This is a genomic window from Acetanaerobacterium elongatum (genome assembly GCF_900103835.1).
In the GTDB taxonomy this organism is placed as follows: Bacteria; Bacillota; Clostridia; order Oscillospirales; family Ruminococcaceae; genus Acetanaerobacterium; species Acetanaerobacterium elongatum.
The window spans coordinates 1-21,058 of record NZ_FNID01000013.1 but is presented as its reverse complement, the minus strand read 5'-3'; the positions used below and the strand labels follow the sequence as shown (position 1 = coordinate 21,058).

Sequence of the window (21,058 nt, the reverse complement as noted above, 5' to 3'; positions counted from 1 at the left end):
AATTAAATAACCCTTTTAGAGCCACTTTTAAATATAAAGATCAAAAAGTAAGCACCACAGTATGAACCTCACCATCACTGAAGAGCGGGAGCAGATTGCCTGTAAATGGCTTACCATCAAGCATAATGCCACAGCCGTCAGTTATGCGCTTAAAGCCCTTAGGCTTGCTTACGGTCACAGCGTAGGTGGTACCATTGGTTTTCAGGCTAAACGAGAGCGTTGTTTCCTCCGGGCGGAGCAGCGGGCTAAGCTTCAAGCCGTCTGCACGATACTCAATACCGAAGGACATCATGAGCGAAATCAGCAGCCATGTGGAGGTACCGCTCAAGGTCGGGCCGATGTTCTCTCCGGTTTCGTAGTTGTTATACTGTGTGCAGAAGCGGGGGTTACCACAGGTTACAAAAGGAGCCTGCAGAGTTTTGTAGGGCAGGATAACATCCATAATCCAGTAGGCGGTTTCGGTCAGACGTCTCGCCAATGCAGCATCCTTTACAGAATTTGCGGCTTTCAGCATTGCCGCGGCAGCCATGGTGTTCGCATGCTTGAATACGCCGCTGTTCTCTCGGTCGCCCTGGAAGTAGAGCGAAACCGAAACCTTCGGCGCAATGCGCGGGTAATCCACGCCGGAACACAGGCGGTAACCGTAAGGGGTTTTCAGGTTGTTATCAATAGTATCCAACATCACCGCAATCTGCGCATCGGTGGCAACGTCCGCAAATACAGCCCATGTAAACGAGTTTAAGAAGTAGGTTCCCTTAGCACCCGCTTCAATCTGCAGATTATCCCCTTGAGCACCGAGATAATCTATCGCGCCTCCGCGGTTGAACAGCACGCGCGCAAAGAAGTCGCCCTTCCAAGTATCCTTCTGCAAACGCTCCGCCAGCTCTGCCCCCAGGCGGTGATAGCTTTCGGCCTCGCTCGAAATGCCTCTGGCACTCGCCAGCCGAGCGGCTATGTCGATAGCTACCTTCAATAAGAAGGCATTCATGATGCTTTCGGAAAGATTACTCTCAAAGGGGTCTCCGTATCTGCCGCCTTTTTCGAGCTGAAGGTTATAGGCTTCCTCCTTTTGCTTGCCGTTTAAGCAGTCTGGGTCAACATGCAGGCAATCGTTCCAGTCTGCGGCATCAATCAGCGGGAAACCGTGCTTACCAACCGAAATCTTTGCTGAGTAGGTGATGATTGCTCCGATGGTATCGGCCAGCTTTCGCATACCGCCGTCGGCCATTGGAATCTCTTCCTCCAGTATTGTAAGGTCGCCGGTAAGGTCAACATATCTGCCGATTGCCTGCAAAAGCCACAGGCTGTCGTCGGAGTAAACACCGGGCTCCTTACCCTTCCAATAGAAATTGTGGTTGGCGTAGCCCATGCCATAAACGTTTGAGGCCCACTCAGTAATCAGCTGCTTTACAAAATCGGGGCGGTTCATGCCGGTAAAGTAGTACATCGAGGCAAAAATGTCCTGAATCTCTCTAAAGCCGATCTCACGGAAGCCTTTCTGTGTCTGGTCGAAGGAACGGGATACAAAGGTCTGGTAGAATACCTGAAAGGGGAGGTTGTGGTTAACGTAGCTGTCAAACAGCTTATCGCCGCTCTGCACGCTCAGAAACGATGAATACTTGCCGCAGAATGCGATTACCTCGTTTAAAGCGGCCTTTAATGCACCTTCTGCCTTAAAACGCTCAATCAATGCTGAAATCTGAGTGTAGGTAGTTTCAGGGTAGCTGTAGCTGTCGTCTACCGCATCAGAAACAAGCCCGGTAAAGTTATCAACGCTTACCGTTTCACCGGCCTTTACAGTAAGGGGAGCGCCTACCGCGAAGAAGCCCGGCCCCTTTCGGGTGTGGCGGTTAGGCAGGGCGGCAACAAACTGGGGATTACGCAATGTTCCGTCGCCAACCAGCTCATCATATTTAAAGCAGAAAGAATCGGGATATATTACACGGTCCCCGTCATGAATCAGCGTAGAGTGAAAACGGATATTGCCTCTGTCCCAAACAGGGTTATAATCGTAGCTTACAGCCGCTATCTCGCCGTTTTCGTTATACATTACATGCGACTGGCAGATAACGGTGGTATAGATAATATCCTGCATCAGCGCATGGGTAGCTGGTGTACCAAACATACCGGTATAAACTAAACGTAGGTTCCGGTCGGCTTTGCCGTGGTTTTCAACCTCAACCAGTTGGGCCTCCACAGCAAGCGGCAGGCCTTCGTATTGCGGCAGAATGAAGATGGTGCGGCGAATGAGAAGCCCGCAGGCGGTTTCATATTCAATAACGGTGCGGTTTTGTGCATGAATACAGCGTGCGGAGGTTACCGAACTGTTATCGGGCGAACCGGAATAGAACAGTACCTTGCCGTTTTCAACAAGATAGAACTGGCGGTTTACGGGGTTGCCGTTCTCCTCGGGGCGATAGTCCCAGCGTGTGGCGAGCACCTGTGTATCGGCATGAGAACGAAAACTGCCGCGCCCCAGCCTGTCCACCACCGATTTTGGGGTGCTCTGCAGGGGGCGCTTATCATTCATACGGTTTCCAATAAGCATGTTGGTATAGTAGTTCGGCCCAGGTTGGGGGGATTTCAAATCGCTGATATGGAACCCGTTTTCATCCAGCAGGCCGCCCCAAACAAGTGACTGTTCAATGATTGTGCCTGCACGCTCAGTCTCCTCGGAACTAAGGAGAAGAGGCTGGGAACTGCCGTTATTCCCCGAGAACGCCTGAACCTCTTTTGCGGCGGCATCCCATAAGATTAGTACAGAATATCCATCTGTGAACGCGCGTTCAAAAACGGGGTTTAAAAGGCTGTCAGACAATAATGTGCTGATAACTGGGGTATAGAAGGGGATACCGTCCACGCCGGCGGCAATATCCGTACGGTTGGCATGTGCAAAAACTGCCGACGCACTGGATGAAAGGGCTTTACCAATATGTTCTCCTAGAGCTTTTACCGGTGAAAGCTGCGGGCTTCTGGCCTTAATAGATGTCATCATATGTTTTCCTCCTAAAGTGCTTGAAGTTAAAATAGTTTTACCATTGTAATCGAATACACAAGCCTATTTTAACCCCAGTACAACAGTAAAAGCAATAGGGTAAATCGTTTACACAAATAATTATTTAGACAAGCTAATAACAATAATATCTAATATTAAATATTATTGTATTGACAATACTGTATTATATACAGTATAATAGGTGCAGAGGGTGAATATTACATATTAACTTTTAAAGATAGGGGTGGTTCTATGGAACAAAGGGATGTTTACGAATCCCTTTTGCTTGAGCTCAGGCGCGGTACGCTTGTGCTGAGCGTTCTCAGCCAGCTGAAAGCGCCCAGATATGGTTATGATTTGGTTCAGACATTACAAGAAAAGGGTATGCCGATAGATGCCTCAACCCTTTACCCGTTATTAAGGCGTCTGGAATCACAGGAACTTCTGAAAAGTGAATGGGAAACATCGGCAGCAAAGCCGCGAAAGTATTATGTACTAACTGGTTTTGGGCAGGAAGTATTCACCCGTTTATGCGAAAGCTGGAATAGCCTTACAGAGAGTATGAATATCTTAATGAGTGAAGGGGATGGAGAAGATGACAATAAACACAAATGAGAGCTACAAAGAGGAGATTATCAGCCGATATGTCTATGCCGTAACCAAGCGCTTGCCTGTAAACCAGCGTTCGGATATTGAAAAAGAGCTCAGCGGTTTAATCGACGACATGCTGCTGGAGCGCTGCGGTGATAATGTCCCCACCTCTAAAGAGGTGGATGCTGTTTTAATTGAACTGGGTGCTCCGGAAAAGCTGGCCCGGCGCTACAATGAATACCCGAACTACCTTATTGGCCCGGAATACTATGATACCTACATGCTGATTGTTAAGATTGTCATGGCATGTACTGCGTTTGGATTGTTTATTGCCAACGTTGTTCTGGCAGTGGTTTCATCCGGGCAGAACATTATAGGTGCTGTGGGGAGTTATCTTGCCACTACCTTTATGGCCTTGGTTCAGGCTTTTGCGTTCATCACAATCGGTTTTGCGTTTGCAGAATATTTTAAGGGTAAAGGCAAGGCAAAAAAGACCGAGGAAAGCTGGTATCCTAACATGCTGCCGCCCCTGCAGCCACAGCATACCGAAATAAAGAAGGGTGAGGCACTAACCGGTATCGTCTTTAGCTGTCTTATCATCATACTGTTCAATTTTGCTCCGCAGCTGATTGGCTTATATTCTTTCACTCCGCAGATGACTATAATTCCATTTTTCAATCTGGAGTATTTTAGAAGTGTATTGCCGCTGTTTAACCTCTGCTTCATTCTTGGGCTTGCACGTGAGATCGTCAAGCTTACCATTGGTCGATATACGATAGGGTTGTGTATCACTACCGTTGTAACCAATCTCGCGTCACTGATTACGGTATTCTTTATCTTTAGTTCCGAAAAGCTTTTTAACCCCAATATTGTGGCAGGATTTAAAGAGATGGGCATGCAGACAAGCGGGGCCGATTTCCCCATATGGTTAGGCAATTTTGAACACATCTTTTTAGCGATGGTTACCGTTGCTCTTATTCTGGATATGGCTGTGGTAGTTGTAAGAACAATCAGGCTTCAAAAGAAGCATTAGATTTGAGTCGTTTTCATGATTACCTAGATAGGTAAAACAATACCCCATCCTCCTTCAAAAATCCTTGACAATATCCCCGATATGACATATAATAATTCAGCGGCTTGTTAAAATCAGGCCGCTGAAAACTGAATAACTATCGGGGTGTAGCGCAGATGGTAGCGTGCTTGGTTCGGGACCAAGAGGCCGCGGGTTCAAATCCCGCCACTCCGACCATAAAAAGGGTATCTCATCTAGACAATGAGACACCCTTTTTAATTATTGTTCTATGAATAGTATTTATGATATTTAGGCGGATTTTTAGATCAAATAATATCCGATTAAAAGCTATGTAAAGCGGGGTAGCCGAAACCTTAGCAAAAATAAATAAGCAGATGTAACGTACTTCATTTGCTATCGTTCTAGTATCGAAAAATGCGAACAAGTATAGAAATATGCAGGAAAATATACTATAATAGTAAAAACAATCAGGCATCATTTTGGTATACTAAAGAAGGACAGAATTATGGAATACATACGCGTTATTCTTAGCGGAATTCTAATGGCTTCAGCTGTTTTTACTGTTTTAGTTACCATCTATATCTTTCAAAAAAAGAACCCGTCCATCAACTGTTTTGCATATTTCTGCCTGAGCGTTACCTTCTATTCCTTTGGGTATGCCATGGAACTCATCAGCAGCACATTAAACGATAAGCTGTTGTGGAATCTGTTTCAGTATATCGGATTACCGTTTATTCCGGCTTTTTGGATTTTGTTTTCGCTGAAGTATAACAACAAACCTGTTAGTTTACTTGCTAAAATCAGCTTATTTATAATACCTATCACCACGGTTATACTTCGATATACCAATATATGCCATTACCTGTACTATTCCGGTGTGAGCATTGAAAGTAATGGGTTGTTTCCGATCCTCTATATTGAAAAGGGGCCTTGGTATTGGGCGAATTGTATCTATCTAACCGCATGCTATATCATTTCAAACTACATCTATATTGGCATGTATAAAAGGTCTGTCGGTACGATTCGCCGCCAAAGCACACTGATGTTGATAGCCTCTTTCCTTCCATGGACTTCACTGTTGTTGGATCTGTTTAACATCTCCCCATATAATATTGATTATGGCCCCTATGCGGTAACATCGTCGGTGCTGTTGTTTTTTATTGCCTTCTTAAAATATCAATTTCTGAATATTAAACCACTGGCCAGAGATAAGGTCTTTGAGTCAACCAACGATGGAATTATTGTGCTTGATGAAAACTATCATATCATTGATTATAATCTATCGGCGGCGGCTATCTGCGCAACTCTAAATACTGATTCAATCGGTAAGGACGCTCGGGAAGTTTTTAAAAAGAACAAACCGATTATTGATTCCTTTTCACAGCTTGTTGAATCACGGTTTGATTGCAGTTCGCCCAAAGGAAATTATAAGGTAAACACGGTAAGAATCCTCGAATCAGAACACAGGGAAGTTGGCTCCATCATCACCTTTACGGATATTACCAAGTATATGGATATGATGGCCGAGCTTAACCTTTTAGCCTCTAGGGATGCACTTACCGGGGTATATAACCGCAGATACTTTGTTGAGTTAAGCCAGAAGGAGCTTGAAAAGGCTAAAAGGCATCATCGCCCATTATCCATGATGATCATGGACTTGGACTTTTTTAAGCAGGTCAATGATCGCTACGGGCATCAGGCTGGGGATGCTGTGCTTCAAAAGCTTGCAGATATCTGCCGCGGTTCCATTCGTTCGGCAGACATACTAGGGCGTTACGGCGGTGAAGAATTTGTTATTTTATTGCCAGATACCACACTTGAAGACAGTAGGATGATTTCTGAACGAATATTAGCCAATGTGGCGAGTGCGGTTATCCATTATGAAGGGCAGACGATTCAAATAACCGCAAGCATCGGCCTAACCGGCGTTGATACCGTCACAAATCAAAATCTGGACTATTTTCTGAAATTTGCTGATAATGCCTTATACTTGGCAAAATCAGACGGTAGAAACTGCGTTCGTACCGCTTTATTATAAAACAAATCCAATGTCCTGTTTTCTCCTAACAATTTGTTATGATATGCAAAAGCCTTCAGGACAAAATAATATTGACTAAAATGCTGGCTGTCATTTGGCAGTCTTGCGTAACATTTGGGTAGGGATGTGTTATATGTTAGCGTTCAAAACAGTAGAATTGACAGACAAGGAAACAATAAACGCGTACATCCGCAAATTCGATTCGAAAAGCTGCGATTATTCTTTTACTAATAATTTTATATGGGCTAAAACAAATCATATACATTTCGCAATAGTAAACGGCTTCTATTGTCTCATAAATGATAATCAAGGTGATGTGGTCTATACTTATCCGGCAGGAAACGGTGATTTAAAAACTGTGGTCATTGCCCTGATGGAAGATGCCAAAGAGCGGGGCATTCCTTTCCGCCTTAGAGGCATTCTGCCCGAAGGAGTAACCCTGCTGGAAGATTTATTTCCCGGAACTTTCGAGTTTACCCCCAACAGAAGTGAATTTGATTATATCTATAGTGTAGATAGCCTTACAAATCTTACGGGCAAAAAATATCAAAGTAAACGCAATCATATTGCACGGTTTAAAGACAATCCCAATTGGGTATATGAAGAGATTAACGAACAAAACATTGAGGAATGTTTTGAAATGAACAAAAAGTGGTGTATGATGAACGGCTGCATAGAGAATGCTGGTCTTAGGCATGAGTATTGCGCTGTTCAAACAGCCTTTGATCACTTTTTTGAATTGAAGCTTAACGGCGGTTTGATACGGCGGGAAGGCAAGATAGTAGCATTCTCAATGGGTGAACCACTCTCCACAGATACCTATGTCGTTCATATAGAAAAAGCCTTTGCGGATATTCAGGGTGCTTACCCAATGATTAATCGCGAATTTTTGTCTCACAACTGCCAAGCATTTCGATATGTTAACCGGGAAGAGGATACCGGGGACGAAGGGCTTAGAAAGACAAAGCTATCCTACCAACCTGAAATTCTTCTGGAAAAGTACACAGCTACAATAAAAGATAATTAGCCAAATTATTGAAGGGGGCATCGTAATGATTCGTTTTGCAAAAAATTCGGATGTCCCCTTCTTAAAAGCACTATGGCGCGAGGCTTTTGGCGATGACGATAGTTTTATCAATTTTTTTTATGAGCATAGGTTTTCAGAGAGCAATACACTTATCTGGGCCGAAAACGAAATACCTGTTGCCATGCTTACATTGTTGCCCGCCCAGATGAAGATGGGAAAAAAGTTTTATCCTGTGAGGTACGTTTACGGGGTAGCAACAAAGCTGGAATACCGCGGCAGGGGAATAAGCTCTGAGCTGATTTGCTATATCAACGAGCAGGCAAATAAAAGTCACGAGATGCTGGTTTTGGTACCAGCACAAGAAAGTCTGTTTGAATTTTATAAAAAATTCGGTTATCAAAAATGCTTTTACCTTAAAGATTACAGCTTTCCGGTTCAAGAGAATTTGCCTGTGAGCTACGAAGTTCGACCTATAAGCCCTGACGAGTATAAAGCAATAAGAGATTCACGTTTTCAAGATGATGGTTATATCATCTGGGATGAAAAAGCGCTTGCTTACATTATAGAAGAAAACACCTTTTGGAACGGCTATACGGTAATGATAGAACACCACCGGGCTAAAGATATTTTAATGTACTATATAAAAGCTAAAACATTACACGTTAAGGAAACCAGCCTAAATAAGGATGTATTATTTCCGATTCTTTCGGATATTGCGTTTAAGATGGGATGTCACACCGTTCACGCAAGATTATCCCAGGGCCATGAACTTGATTTTACTTCAAGGGCATTTGGCATGATTTATACAAAAATTTCGTTGGATATTCCAAAAGCATATTTCAATTTGGTTTCTGATTGAAAATTAGCGGCTGCTTCGTATTAAAACAGCCGCTACTCTTATATTTTTCGTTCTTCTGTAACAACGGCATCTGGCGATTTTTTAAGGCTGCCCGTATATTCCACCAGCCCGATGCTACAATCTTTCCCGATTGTTATATTATTGCCTCGAACCACCTTGGACGTGGTGTTTTCCAAAACAATCTCGTTTCCCTCAATCAAATCGGTTTCCAGCTTGGGGTTATAGATTCCAAGTGCGGAGATAGCCTGCAGCACACCAAACCTATGCCTACCCACTGTAACGTTAATTCGTTCGCCGCCAATCTCGCGGGATTGGCTTTTGTGCATATACAGATGAATGTTAATGTCATCAGCATTGAGAAGGCCCCCAATTTCAAAAGAGCCAAACGATTCAAACCGTTCTGCACTGCAATCACCGCCTATCTTAGAGGAGCCATTAATGTTGATGATTTGTGCATTGAGGCTTTCTTTGATATCGATAGACCCGGATATATTGGCATTTTTACAGGTCATATTCTTGCGAATACTGGCTGTCCCGTTTACCTTAAAATCAGAGGCATTTACAGTGCCTTGAATATCCGCTGTGCCGCTGATAGACATCTTATCGCTTTTAATATTGCCCGACGCTTTGCAGGTACCGCTGGCCGAAAAATCATTGCAGCGGATATCACCCGTAATCATACCGGTTCCGCTTATTTTAACGGTATTATAAGTGCCGCCTGCAGCGCTGCCCGAGCCGCTGATGCGAATAGAGCCGTTTTCACCCTTCTCCACATGGCCGTGACCGTGAATCTTTACAGTGTTGCCGTTTTTATCGGTAGCACTGCCGGAACCGCTGATGTTGATAGAATTGTAATCAGCATTTCTAACATTTCCCGAGCCGTTGATTGTAATGTCATTATAGTTTCCACCGTTAATCTCGCCTGTACCGCTAATCTTTGCCGAATACTCGGCCGCTTCATTAACAGAGTCATTAAAATTGTTCATAATACATCTCCTTATCTTATACTAATTTCACCTTGAGTTCTTCAATTGCCGTGGGAATGCTGATTTTCTCAATAATTCTGATCCCCTTATCGGGGTAAAGCTTGCAAGGCGGGGATATCAGCAGGCAACTGAACACCCCAAGCTTGCGCATGAGCAGCAGCTCGCAAGGTTCACTGTTAAACTTTATCATCCCTTCATTGAGCACCTCAATCATCAGTCGCCCTTCATCAAGGCTTATCTTGCCGGAATCAATTAGTTTATTAAGAATATATAGTGCCAAAATATCATTGAAATCTAATGGTTCATTATTATGCCGAAATTCCTGATACTGCTCCAAAAGGCCTGGTATAACAATGTTTCGTTTTACAAGCTCGTTCGCTGCCAAGGATACGGAATCAACGGCGGGGGAGAATACATCCGCCAGTTCATCCAGTGAGATATCCTCTTTCATGTTCTTGATTTTTTCAATACGCGCCAGTACCTGCGCCTTCGGGAAAAAGGTTTCCTGGCCGGTGAAGGTAGACTTTCGTATAAACCACTCCTCGGGGATAAGCCCTTTTCGTTTCCAACGGTATAGCTGTCCGTAGGAGATATCAGTCAGCTCTAACAGGTCTTTTTTAGAAATGATATCATCATTGTTCATTTGTAGTAGCCCTATCCTTTCATCTGATTTGTATCCACTGTTAATTCATGCACAGCTTAAGTAAAGAAATGGTCGTACTAATACAGAAAAATTGAAACAAGCCGGCCTGGAATCTTGACATTTGATACGGTTTGCCTCATTCCTCAGCAATCTTTCACCTTTACATATTCCTTAATTGCTAAAGTTTTCATATCTGTTTTTACTCCCGTTTATAAACTACACATAGAATATAACATAACACTGTTACGTTGTAAAGAGGCAATTTGAAAAAAGTCTAGCTGGAATCGTTTGATTTGTTTTATTCGGTAATAATGCATTTTGGTAAGCTTTGTGGTATACTAAGCCAAACCATCAAAGTGAAGAAAGAGTAGAGTTATGAATTACTTTCACGTAGATGTCTTTTCTGAAAAGCCCATGACGGGTAACGGTCTGACGGTAGTCTTTCCGAATGCACCGTTAAATGAAACAGTCATGCTTGATATTGCGAAAGAGTTTAAGCAGTTTGAAACGATTTTTTTGTTTCAGGATGAGCGCAGCAGTTTTACAGCGCGAATCTTTACGGTAGATGAGGAGTTGGGGTTTGCGGGGCACCCAATTCTAGGGGCCGCTGCGGTTGTACATCAAATTTACTTTTCTCACCTGCAAACTGCAACTATCCGTTTTCAACTTTCGGGCAGGTCGATAGAAGTACAATCAGAAACATCGAAAACAGGGTATCAGGTGGTGATGAACCAAGGCACACCGGAGTTTATTACACAGGTAGAAAGCTGCCAGTATGAAAGCATTGCCAAGTCTTTAAACAATCAGCCTGTCGATATTGATAAAGCTTTGCCCTTGGAGGTTGTTTCAACGGGATTGCCTTACCTGCTTGTACCACTGAAAAGTGATTTACATAATGTAAAAATCAGCATTCCAAACTTTGAAGTATTTTTATCAAACTTCAGAGCAAAATTCGTTTATATCTTTAATACCGAAACCCTCGAGTGCCGTACATGGGATAACAACGGCCTTGTTGAAGACATTGCAACCGGCAGCGCCGCAGGCCCATTGTGCGCATATTTAGTCAAGCACGGGATTAAAGCTGAAAAAGAAGTAATTCGCCTCCGACAGGGAAGCTTTGTTGGGCGCCCAAGCGTAATAGAGGGTTGGGCGGATAGCTCGAAGGGCACAACAGATATTTTTATTCGTGGCAGGGTATCGTTTTTTGCCCAAGGGCGCTTAAGCATCTGATGAGTTTGTGATTTCCACATTAGTGCAAATACCTTGCTACCGCTTGCCAATGCGGCCTTCTGGGTACTGCTCTGTATTACCTCCATCGCCGTACTAATGGCTATATGTGATAAAGTTGCTATAAAGTAATCAAGTGAAGCTTGCTAAAATATTAACAATCTGGTATAATATAAACAAAGAAAGCTTAGCGGCAAGATTCGTTCTTTCCGTACAGCGTCCATAAAACTCAACTGACACTTTAAGAGTTTATCTGAGGTGAAAGGGAAGCAGGCAAATAGTATTATTGCGCCCTTTCCAGGGGCGCTTTTTTATTTTCCTACATTAGAAAGGCTGATGATTATGGAAACGAGGGTAGCTTTAATTGGTATTGTAGTGGAGAACGCGGATTCTGTTGATAAGCTGAACCACATCCTGCACCAGTACGGCAGTTACATCATAGGCAGGATGGGGTTGCCGTATGCTAAAAGACAGGTAAATATTATCAGTATCGCGGTGGACGCACCGGCGGATGTAATCAGTGCGCTCTCGGGCAAGCTTGGCATGCTTGATGGTGTAAGCTCCAAGGCCATCTATGCAAAGCTAACCGAAAAAGATGAATCGGGGGGTGCCAATGAAACAACTGGTTGATAAACTTGAACGCCGCAGAACCCTTTCAAAAGAAGAATTTGTGTACCTGATTGAGAACCGCACGGCAGAGCTTGATGAATACCTTTTTGAAAAGGCCAGAGCCGTTCGTCACCGGTATTATGGGCATGATATCTACATTCGCGGGCTAATTGAGTTTACGAACTACTGTAAAAACGATTGCTATTACTGCGGTATCCGCAAAAGCAATATAAGCGCCGTACGATACCGCCTTACCAAAGAGCAGATTCTCTCCTGCTGCAAAAACGGGTACGATCTGGGCTTCCGCACCTTTGTGCTGCAGGGTGGGGAGGATGGTTACTACACCGACGATAAAATGGTTGATATTATTGCTTCCATTAAATCGCAATACCCTGATTGTGCTGTTACACTCTCCATCGGCGAAAAAAGCAAAGAGAGCTATCAAGCCTATTTCAATGCGGGGGCAGACCGTTATCTGCTTCGCCATGAAACGGCGAATCACAGCCATTACGCAAAGCTGCACCCTGCATCCCTGTCGATAGATAACCGTAAGCAGTGCCTTTACAACCTTAAAGAGATCGGGTATGAGGTGGGCTGCGGCTTTATGGTGGGTTCCCCCTTTCAAAAGCCCGAGTGTATTGCCGAGGATATGCAGTTCATGAATGAGCTTCAGCCGCAGATGGTCGGTATTGGGCCGTTTATCCCGCACCACGAAACCCCTTTTGCGGATGAAAAGTGCGGAACCATAGAGCTTACCCTGTTTCTGTTGGGGCTCATACGGCTTATGTTGCCTAGTGTGCTGCTTCCGGCCACCACGGCACTTGGAACAATCCACCCGATGGGCAGGGAAAAGGGTATCTTAGCAGGGGCAAATGTGGTAATGCCCAATCTGTCACCGGTTGAGGTTCGCAAGAACTATCTGCTTTATGACAATAAGATCTGTACGGGAGACGAAGCTGCCGAATGTCGATTCTGTATGCAGCGACGCATGGAGAGCATCGGCTATCACGTTGTAGTCGACCGCGGAGATTTTAAGTCAGCTAAATAATTGAATTAAATCAAGCTGAAGGGGAAGGTATAAAACCTAACCTGATTAAGAAAGGAAGATTATTATGTATAACCCTGCATCCTCCAAAGCGGAGGAGTTTATCAGTCATGAGGAGGTAATAGAGACCCTCCAATATGCAGAGACAAACAAGCATAATTCAGCGCTTATTGACAGCATCCTTGAAAAGGCAAGGCTCAGAAAAGGGCTCACCCATAGAGAAGCCGCAGTACTGCTGGATTGTGATATTGAAGAGAAGAACAAAGAGATTTACGCGCTCGCCGAGCAGATTAAAAAAGACTTTTACGGGAACAGAATTGTGATGTTCGCGCCGCTTTACCTTTCCAACTACTGCGTAAACGGATGCGTATACTGCCCTTACCACATGAAGAACAAGCATATCGCACGCAAAAAGCTTACACAGGATGAGGTGCGCAAGGAAGTAATTGCGCTGCAGGATATGGGGCACAAGCGTTTGGCCATCGAGGCGGGCGAACACCCCGAGATGAACCCGATTGAGTATATACTGGAATGTATCGATACCATTTACAGCATCAAGCATAAAAACGGCGCCATACGGCGTGTAAATGTTAATATCGCCGCCACCACCGTAGAAAACTATAAAAAGCTCAAGGATGCGGGCATTGGCACCTACATCCTGTTTCAGGAGACCTACCATAAAGAGAGCTACGAAAAGCTGCACCCCACCGGACCAAAACACAACTATGCCTACCATACCGAAGCGATGGACAGAGCAATGCTGGGCGGCATAGACGACGTAGGGCTGGGCGTGTTGTTTGGCTTGGAGCTGTACCGTTATGAATTTTCCGCGTTATTGATGCATGCAGAGCATCTGGAGGCGGTGTTCGGCGTGGGTCCGCACACCATCAGCGTTCCGCGTATCCGTAAGGCCGATGATATCGACCCGAATGTCTTTGATAACGGCATTGACGACGATACCTTTGCCAAGCTGGTTGCGTGTATCCGCGTGGCGGTACCCTATACCGGCATGATCGTATCTACGCGCGAAAGCCAGCAATGCCGCGAGAAGGTACTTCACCTTGGAATCTCGCAGATCAGCGGCGGCTCCAAAACCAGTGTTGGCGGTTATGCCGAACCCGAGGCGGAGGATGAAAAATCCGAGCAGTTTGATGTAAGCGATACCCGCACCCTTGACGAGGTAGTAAACTGGCTAATGAGACTAGGTTATATTCCTAGTTTTTGTACGGCATGCTACCGCGAGGGGCGCACGGGGGACCGTTTTATGAGCCTGTGCAAGAGTGGCCAGATACAAAACTGCTGCCACCCCAACGCCCTGATGACCTTAAAGGAATACCTGATTGACTATGCCTCAGAGGATACCCGCAAAATCGGAGAGGCACTGATTGAACGCGAGATTGCTAACGTACCGAAAGAGAAGGTACGGGAGATTGCCCTAAAGAACCTTCAGGCAATCGAGAACGGTAGCCGGGATTTCCGCTTTTAAGCACCACAGATTGGTAGGTGAAGAGGGATTAGCAGCCAGCCAAAAACTCAAGAACAGCATTTTGGCTGTGAAGCAAATAATCCTTAGCTTCGTAATTCAAGCAAACAGGGGATTTCATTGCATTAAAAGATACTTCTTGCCCACGTGTTACGGGGGGGCATGGTAAAAACAATGCACCTTCTTTGAGTAATTGAAGATGCGTGCTTGTTATCTGGTAGGGAAGAAACATTTCTTTTATTCTATGTGCATCATCATTATTATCAGCGCGCGGCCAACAATCCGTATAAATAAGGTCAGCATTTCGGAGTAACGGATCAAGATGACTGCTTACAAGAATTTCACCTACGGATTGAGCATTAAGTTGTTGTAACAGGGCTTTATCGGCTAAATATCCATCCGGTGCAACCTGTGTTACAGAGATAGGGAGCCTTACGGCAGCTTCAAACCAACTCATGCAAAGGTTTGTAATTTCCCCGACAAAAACGACATTTAACCCGTCAATCGAGCCCCGATATTTCCTTATAAACTGTAAATCACCAAGGATTTCGCATGGATGATTATAATTTGTTCTGGCATTGATAATGGGGGTATCAATATTATTTGATAAATAGAGAACATCTTTGTGATTTTTGGAACGAATTACAAGGAGCGAGAACCAGTTATCCAAATAATGCCCAACATCCTCTAGCGGTTCGTTAATACCTAATTCACCGGGAATATATGAAACAGAAGCGCCCATAGCCCTCGCGCCAATTTCAAATGCTACCCGGTTGCGGAAACCCTGCCCATAAAACCACAAGCCTACCTGTTTGTTTTTTAAAACCTGAGGCATTTTGTTCTGTTTCCAAGCATCCGCTAGGATATCAGCTCTGTCCAGAATACGAATCAAATCGTCGCCCGATAAATCCGTTAGCGCAATTAAACCCGGCATTGTATGTCAACTCCTTAAAAGTTAATGAGCACAATTGTATCATAGAATTCAAGTTTATGGAAGACTCGACGATTTGATTCATAATTATTTTATTTCCGAATACAGGAATACAAGGAATACTATACAAGGAGGTAATTGCGATGAGCTTAAATACTACTCCGTCATCTGATCGTGTACATATCGGAGTCTTTGGCAGGCGCAATGCGGGAAAATCCAGCGTAGTAAATGCGGTTACAGGGCAAAACCTTGCCATTGTTTCCGATATCAAGGGAACAACAACCGATCCGGTATATAAAGCTATGGAGCTGCTTCCACTCGGCCCCGTAATGATTATTGATACTCCCGGTATTGATGACGAGGGTGAACTGGGTGCCTTGCGTGTTAAGAAAAGCAAACAAGTACTCAACAAAACCGATATTGCGGTGTTGATTATAGACGGTACAGCGGGTAAAACGAGGGAAGACGAAGAACTTATTACCCTTTTTAAACAGAAGGGTATTAGTTATCTGGTGGTATACAATAAGGCAGATCAGTGCAAAGAGAGACCAGCCACCAATGAGCGGAATGCGCTATGGATAAGTGCCGCAACCGGAGAGAATATCCAGGTGCTGAAAGAAATGATTGCAAAGCTCGCCCCTCAGGAGGAGTCAAAGCTGCGCATTGTTGCCGACCTAATAAACCCCTCCGATTTTGTGGTGCTGGTAGTGCCCATCGATAAAGCAGCACCCAAAGGCAGGCTGATTCTGCCCCAGCAGCAGACCATCCGTGATATTCTGGAATCCGACGCAACGGCGATTGTGGTGAAGGAATATGAGCTTCGCGATACGCTTATGAGCCTTGGTAAAAAGCCGAAGCTGGTGATAACCGACAGTCAGGTTTTTGCAAAGGTATCAGCTGATACGCCTAAGGATATCTGGCTTACCTCGTTTTCTATCCTTTTTGCACGTTATAAAGGGAATCTTGAACTTACAGTAAAAGGAGCAAAGGCTGTAGAAGCATTAAATGATGGCGATACGGTACTAATCTGCGAGGGTTGTACTCATCACCGGCAGTGTGACGATATCGGTTCAGTGAAGCTGCCCCGCTGGATGAAGCAGCATACCGGCAAGCAGCTGAATTTTAAGTTCACCTCCGGCACCGAGTTTCCCGATGATCTGAGCCAGTATAAGCTGATTGTGCACTGCGGCGGCTGCATGTTAAACGAACGCGAGATGAAATACCGCTTACAATGCGCTGTTGACCAGAACATTCCGGTGACAAACTATGGCCTGCTGATAGCTTATATGCAAGGAATTCTAAAACGCAGCATTGAGCCATTCCCAGACATTGCGATGTCTTTAGAGGAGGAGTAAACGGTGCGAACCGAACAAGATCTGCTTGGTGAAGTCCTTTTGCCGGATGATGCACTGTATGGCGCTCAAACCGCACGCGCTAAAGATAATTTTGCGTTGGGTGAGCAACAGGTAAATCTTTCTCTCATCTACGCAATCGTTACGGTTAAAAAGGCGGCGGCGGTTACCTACCGGGAGCTTGACTTAATGGAAAGCCAAAAATGTGATGCTATCATTTCTGCCTGTGACGATGTACTGGCGGGCAGAGTTAACGACGCTTTTATTACCCATCCGCTGCAGGGCGGAGCGGGTACCTCGACGAACATGAATGTAAACGAGGTTCTGGGAAATCTGGCGCTGCAAAAGCTTGGCAAAACGGCAGGGGAATACTCGGTCATCCATCCGCTGGACGATATCAACCGAGGGCAGTCTACAAACGATGTTTACCCTACCGCATTAAGAATTGCGTCGATATGGGCGGTGCGAACGCTCAGCGACGAATGTGCAAAGCTTCAGGAGGCACTGCAGAAAAAGGAACAGGAGTATGCCGATGTTTTAAAGCTTGGGCGCACAGAACTGATGGACGCGATGCCTATCACCCTTGGGCAGGAGTTTGGCGCCTATGCGCAGGCTATAGCGCGAGACCGTTGGCGTATCTATAAGGCAGAGGAACGTTTACGTCAGGTTAGCCTTGGCGGCACTGCAGTTGGTACAGGCAGCCTTGCCGAGCGGCGGTATGCGTATAAGGTGATTGAGGTGCTGCGTGACCTTACCGGTATCGGTTTGGCTAAATCAGAATATCCTATGGATATTACCCAGAATAACGATGTGTTTGTTGAGGTATCGGGGTTATTAAAAGCACTGGCAGTCAGCCTGATGAAGATATCCACCGATTTAAGGCTCATGAATTCAGGGCCAAAAGGCGGCTTGGCTGAGATTATTCTGCCCAAACTTCAGATGGGCAGCACCATTATGCCGGGTAAGGTGAACCCCGTTATCCCGGAGATGGTCACACAGGTGGCTATCCGGGTAATAGCAAACGATACGGCAATTTCCATGGCAGCCGCAAACGGCAATTTTGAACTCAACGCTTTTATGCCGTTGATTGCCCACAGCCTGCTTGAAAGCTTGGAGCTGCTCACAGCCTCGGTAAAGTTGTTCAGAACAAAATGTATCGAACTGGTTGTTCCCAATGTGAAAAGGTGTCGTGAGCATCTGGAGCGTTCCATGGTGCTCATTGCTTCGCTTGCACCGGCAATCGGTTATGATAATGCCGCGGATATTTATAGGGAATGTGGGAACGACCCTGAAAAAATCCGTGAACTCGTACTTGAAAAAAGACTACTAAGCCCAAAGGAGCTTGACAATCTTCTCGATTATAAAAAATCCGCAACCTATCGCAATATGTAAGCCGATTTTTGACAGCTTTAACTCTTGGCATATTGCCGCTGCAATAAGAAATACTAAGTATCATCGCCGTATGAAAGGGTTGATAGATGCTATGGCAAAGAACAACATCAAGAGTAAGCAGAAAACGTTCGAGGGTGCAAATAACACCCAGCAAAAGCTCTCGAATTCCGAAAACAGCCGCAAAAGCGGGATAAATCTGCCTCATAACGCAAGAAAAGAAGGTCTTGGCCCCAATACCGAGCGCTAAGGTAGGTTGAAAAGAATAAGCGGTTTTGTTATTATTGAATCTGTAAAGAAGAGGTATTGTAAAGAAAATGGGCGAGGAAGGTAAACGCAAGAGTACACGCAACAACAAAAAGGCCGACGGGAAGTTCCGCTCCAAGCATATCAAACACGACCCGCAGGCAGAAAGCGCAAGGGCTGTATATGGGCTGCAGGCGCCCGAAAAGGACAGGAAGGATTAAACCTTAATGAAAGCCGATATCGCATTATTCAACGAATTGGAAAGACACCTGATGCAGGACGAAAGGCCTTCGGAGTATCTGAATAACTTAGCCTGTAAACCAGAGTTTACAGGCTATCCGTTTACTATGCTTCAAAAGCAGATAGCTACGAAACAGTCACCCAAGCACCACCCTGAGGGCAGTGTGTGGAATCATACCTTGCTGGTTGTGGATGAAGCTGCAAAGGTAAAACGTTTAAGCAGCAACCCAAGAGTGTTTATGTGGGCGGCATTGCTCCACGATATCGGCAAACCCTCAACCACCAAAGTCAGGGATGGAAAGATTACCTCTTATGACCACGATTTGATAGGAATGAACCTGGCACGCAATTTTCTGTCTGCCTTTTCATTGGATAAAGTAATGGTTGATGCCGTCTGTGGGTTAGTTCGTTACCATATGCAGATTCTTTTTGTGGTGAACGGGATGCGTTTTGCCGATATAAAGGGCATGCTGGAACATACCGATGTTAATGAGGTTGCGCTGCTTGGATTATGTGACAGGCTTGGGCGGCTCAATTACAATCGCGAGCTGGAAGAAGAAAATATCCGGCAGTTTCTAATCAAAAGTGGTGTAGGTTTAAATGATGAACGCTGGGGTTTTTTACGATAACAGTATTTATTAAGGAGGCATACTATATATGCTGATTGTTGCGATTATCACCATCACGCTTGCTTTGCTATTCTATTCGGTGGGCGTGTGGAGTGAAAAACTACAAGGCGGGCTCAAACGATGGCATGTGATTATTTTCTGGATTGGTCTTGTTTTTGATACCACCGGAACCACCTTGATGAGTAGGCTTACAAACGATGGTTTTACATTCAACTTTCATGGCATCACCGGTGTAACGGCAATATTACTTATGCTTATACACGAAGTATGGGCAACGGTTGTTATCCTACATAACAACTCCAAGCAAAAGCAGAACTTCCACCGATTCAGCATCGTGGTATGGATTATCTGGCTCATACCGTTCGTTTCCGGAATGCTGTTTGGCGTTTCCCGATAGCCTTGATTGATAAAACTGCAGCGCCCTGATACCGATATCAAGGGCGCTGCAGTTTTATGGGTTTACGATATTTTTGGGGCTGCCGGCTATAAAGGACTTCAAATTGTCGGAAGCCATTTCAACCAGCCTTATCCGCGTTTCTATCGGAGCCCATGCTATGTGCGGTGTGATGATGCAGTTCTTGGCAGCGAGGAGCGGGTTATCTGCGTCAATCGGTTCCTTTGCGGTAACATCCACTGCTGCACCCGAAAGCCTTCCCCCATTGAGCGCATCAGCCAAAGCCTGCTCATCCACAATCGGGCCGCGCGCAGTATTTATCAGCACAGCGCCTTGTTTTATTTTTGCAATTCGCTGTGCTGATATTAAGCCTCTGGTGCTGTCAAACAGCGGCAGATGGATTGTTATGATATCACTCTGTGCCAGAACCGTATCCAGCGCTGCAAAATGAAGCCGTTCATGCTCGGCCTCTGGTTTTACCGTTCGGCTGTATACAAGCACATTCATATCAAAGGCTTCAGCCAGTCTTGCCACCGCACTGCCGATGGCACCAAAACCGACAACCCCTATGGTTTTGCCGTAAAGCTCCCGCAGAGGATAACACCACATGGCGCGTTCACGCTCCCGCTGCCATATCCCGCTGTGAACGGCATGATTGTAGTCACCCACATGGTTGTAAAGCTCCAGAATCATGGCAAACACCATCTGCGCCACAGCGCTGGTTGAATAGCCGGGAATATTGGCAACCGCAATGCCCTTTTCCTTGGCAGCATTGATATCAATTAGATTGTAGCCGGTTGCAAATACTCCAATCCATTTCAGGTTTGGCGCCTTTTCAATAACCTCCCGGTTAATGGGGGTGCGGTTGGTGAAGATGAAGTCGGCGTCTCCGATGTGCTCCAGAATTTGTTCTTTGCCTGTAAAGTCATAGATGGTTGTAGGCGCAATGGATTCTATAGGCGCCCAGCTGACATCATTGTTACTTACCGCCATACCGTCTAATATTGCAATCTTCATATAAAAGACCATTCCTTTCTGCGAAAGGCACCAACAAGACATGAAACGGAGTTGGTGCAACTCGCAGTCAAAATAAAACTCTGCTATACTTACCTCCGAGAGACGGTATACTACAGAGCACGTGGAGGTGAGTGGTGAAGCGGTTTGCCGCTATCTCGCATATAAATAAGTCGCCGGACGTTCGTTCAAGCACCAACAAGTAGGTTTTTTGAACCTGTAAACTAATCTTTGTAAAGACATTACTCGTTTTTAGCAGAACGTTCAGTCAATGCCGTTCCTCAAATCAAATTGAAAAGAGGAACTCAATGGCAAAAACAGTAGAAA

General features: G+C 45.1%; 20 protein-coding genes and 1 tRNA gene. 16 read left to right on the top strand and 5 right to left on the bottom strand.

The genetic code is table 11. The annotated features are described in order from the left end of the window. Positions 1-40: 40 nt before the first annotated feature. The gene (locus tag BLR50_RS06095; RefSeq protein ID WP_092639614.1) at positions 41-2,995 is read right to left on the bottom strand and encodes a GH36-type glycosyl hydrolase domain-containing protein; all 2,955 of its coding nucleotides are present in this window, start codon (positions 2,993-2,995) and stop codon (positions 41-43) included. A gap of 252 nt (positions 2,996-3,247) precedes the next feature. Between BLR50_RS06095 and BLR50_RS06090 the strand changes: the two genes are divergently transcribed. The 6 genes from BLR50_RS06090 to BLR50_RS06065 all read left to right on the top strand — a co-directional run bounded on the left by BLR50_RS06090 (position 3,248) and on the right by BLR50_RS06065 (position 8,543). Next, a complete protein-coding gene (locus tag BLR50_RS06090; protein WP_092639612.1) occupies positions 3,248-3,610 on the top strand; it encodes a PadR family transcriptional regulator in 363 nt (120 codons plus the stop codon). After that, positions 3,591-4,619, top strand: coding sequence for a hypothetical protein (locus BLR50_RS06085; RefSeq protein ID WP_092639610.1), 1,029 nt, complete (start codon positions 3,591-3,593; stop codon positions 4,617-4,619). The genes BLR50_RS06090 and BLR50_RS06085 overlap by 20 nt, the downstream gene beginning before the upstream one ends. Before the next feature lie 140 nt (positions 4,620-4,759). Beyond that, a tRNA-Pro gene (locus BLR50_RS06080) sits at positions 4,760-4,835 on the top strand. A gap of 289 nt (positions 4,836-5,124) precedes the next feature. After that, on the top strand, positions 5,125-6,657 hold the full coding sequence (locus tag BLR50_RS06075) for a histidine kinase N-terminal 7TM domain-containing diguanylate cyclase (RefSeq protein WP_092639608.1): 1,533 nt from the start codon (positions 5,125-5,127) through the stop codon (positions 6,655-6,657). Positions 6,658-6,790: 133 nt separating this feature from the next. Next, positions 6,791-7,684 (top strand): DUF2156 domain-containing protein, encoded by an 894-nt coding sequence (locus BLR50_RS06070; protein ID WP_092639606.1) that lies wholly within the window; start codon positions 6,791-6,793, stop codon positions 7,682-7,684. Positions 7,685-7,709: 25 nt separating this feature from the next. Next, on the top strand, positions 7,710-8,543 hold the full coding sequence (locus BLR50_RS06065; RefSeq protein ID WP_092639604.1) for a GNAT family N-acetyltransferase: 834 nt from the start codon (positions 7,710-7,712) through the stop codon (positions 8,541-8,543). 38 nt (positions 8,544-8,581) lie between these two features. On the opposite strand, the gene BLR50_RS06060 is transcribed toward BLR50_RS06065, so the two are convergent. Both BLR50_RS06060 and BLR50_RS06055 read right to left on the bottom strand, forming a co-directional pair. Beyond that, positions 8,582-9,529 carry a polymer-forming cytoskeletal protein gene (locus BLR50_RS06060; protein WP_092639602.1) on the bottom strand — a complete coding sequence of 316 codons (948 nt, stop codon included), beginning with the start codon at positions 9,527-9,529 and terminating at the stop codon, positions 8,582-8,584. 16 nt (positions 9,530-9,545) lie between these two features. Further along, the gene (locus tag BLR50_RS06055; RefSeq protein ID WP_092639600.1) at positions 9,546-10,172 is read right to left on the bottom strand and encodes a YhbD family protein; all 627 of its coding nucleotides are present in this window, start codon (positions 10,170-10,172) and stop codon (positions 9,546-9,548) included. Between the two features lie 375 nt (positions 10,173-10,547). Between BLR50_RS06055 and BLR50_RS06050 the strand changes: the two genes are divergently transcribed. From BLR50_RS06050 to hydG, 4 genes are all read left to right on the top strand, one after another. After that, positions 10,548-11,402 (top strand): PhzF family phenazine biosynthesis protein, encoded by an 855-nt coding sequence (locus BLR50_RS06050; RefSeq protein WP_092639598.1) that lies wholly within the window; start codon positions 10,548-10,550, stop codon positions 11,400-11,402. A gap of 339 nt (positions 11,403-11,741) precedes the next feature. After that, a complete protein-coding gene (locus BLR50_RS06045) occupies positions 11,742-12,029 on the top strand; it encodes a TM1266 family iron-only hydrogenase system putative regulator (RefSeq protein ID WP_092639596.1) in 288 nt (95 codons plus the stop codon). Continuing rightward, positions 12,013-13,056 (top strand): [FeFe] hydrogenase H-cluster radical SAM maturase HydE, encoded by a 1,044-nt coding sequence (gene hydE, locus BLR50_RS06040; protein WP_092639594.1) that lies wholly within the window; start codon positions 12,013-12,015, stop codon positions 13,054-13,056. Before BLR50_RS06045 ends, hydE begins: the two co-directional genes overlap by 17 nt. 64 nt (positions 13,057-13,120) lie before the next feature. Continuing rightward, entirely contained in the window at positions 13,121-14,539 is a 1,419-nt protein-coding gene (gene hydG / locus BLR50_RS06035; RefSeq protein WP_092639592.1) for a [FeFe] hydrogenase H-cluster radical SAM maturase HydG, read from the top strand. 28 nt (positions 14,540-14,567) lie between these two features. On the opposite strand, the gene BLR50_RS06030 is transcribed toward hydG, so the two are convergent. Further along, positions 14,568-15,470 (bottom strand): ornithine carbamoyltransferase, encoded by a 903-nt coding sequence (locus tag BLR50_RS06030; protein ID WP_092639590.1) that lies wholly within the window; start codon positions 15,468-15,470, stop codon positions 14,568-14,570. A gap of 140 nt (positions 15,471-15,610) precedes the next feature. On the opposite strand from BLR50_RS06030, the gene hydF reads away from it, so the two are divergent. The 6 genes from hydF (at position 15,611) to BLR50_RS06010 (ending at position 19,720) form a co-directional block, all read left to right on the top strand. Further along, entirely contained in the window at positions 15,611-16,822 is a 1,212-nt protein-coding gene (hydF, locus tag BLR50_RS06025) for a [FeFe] hydrogenase H-cluster maturation GTPase HydF (protein ID WP_092639588.1), read from the top strand. A gap of 3 nt (positions 16,823-16,825) precedes the next feature. Then, complete coding sequence (locus BLR50_RS06020; RefSeq protein ID WP_092639586.1) at positions 16,826-18,211, top strand: aspartate ammonia-lyase; 1,386 nt, start codon at positions 16,826-16,828, stop codon at positions 18,209-18,211. Positions 18,212-18,302: 91 nt separating this feature from the next. Next, positions 18,303-18,458: a hypothetical protein gene (locus BLR50_RS14465; RefSeq protein ID WP_162840339.1), complete on the top strand. Its 156-nt coding sequence runs from the start codon at positions 18,303-18,305 to the stop codon at positions 18,456-18,458. 67 nt (positions 18,459-18,525) lie between these two features. Continuing rightward, positions 18,526-18,675, top strand: a complete 150-nt coding sequence (locus tag BLR50_RS14460; protein ID WP_162840338.1) for a CPC_1213 family protein — start codon at positions 18,526-18,528, stop codon at positions 18,673-18,675. Positions 18,676-18,681: 6 nt separating this feature from the next. Next, positions 18,682-19,323, top strand: coding sequence for an HDIG domain-containing metalloprotein (locus tag BLR50_RS06015; RefSeq protein WP_092639584.1), 642 nt, complete (start codon positions 18,682-18,684; stop codon positions 19,321-19,323). Between the two features lie 28 nt (positions 19,324-19,351). Next, positions 19,352-19,720 (top strand): HsmA family protein, encoded by a 369-nt coding sequence (locus tag BLR50_RS06010; RefSeq protein WP_092639582.1) that lies wholly within the window; start codon positions 19,352-19,354, stop codon positions 19,718-19,720. A gap of 54 nt (positions 19,721-19,774) precedes the next feature. Here BLR50_RS06010 and BLR50_RS06005 read toward each other — a convergent pair whose 3' ends face one another. Further along, positions 19,775-20,734 (bottom strand): D-2-hydroxyacid dehydrogenase, encoded by a 960-nt coding sequence (locus BLR50_RS06005; protein WP_092639580.1) that lies wholly within the window; start codon positions 20,732-20,734, stop codon positions 19,775-19,777. Between the last annotated feature and the right edge of the window lie 324 nt (positions 20,735-21,058).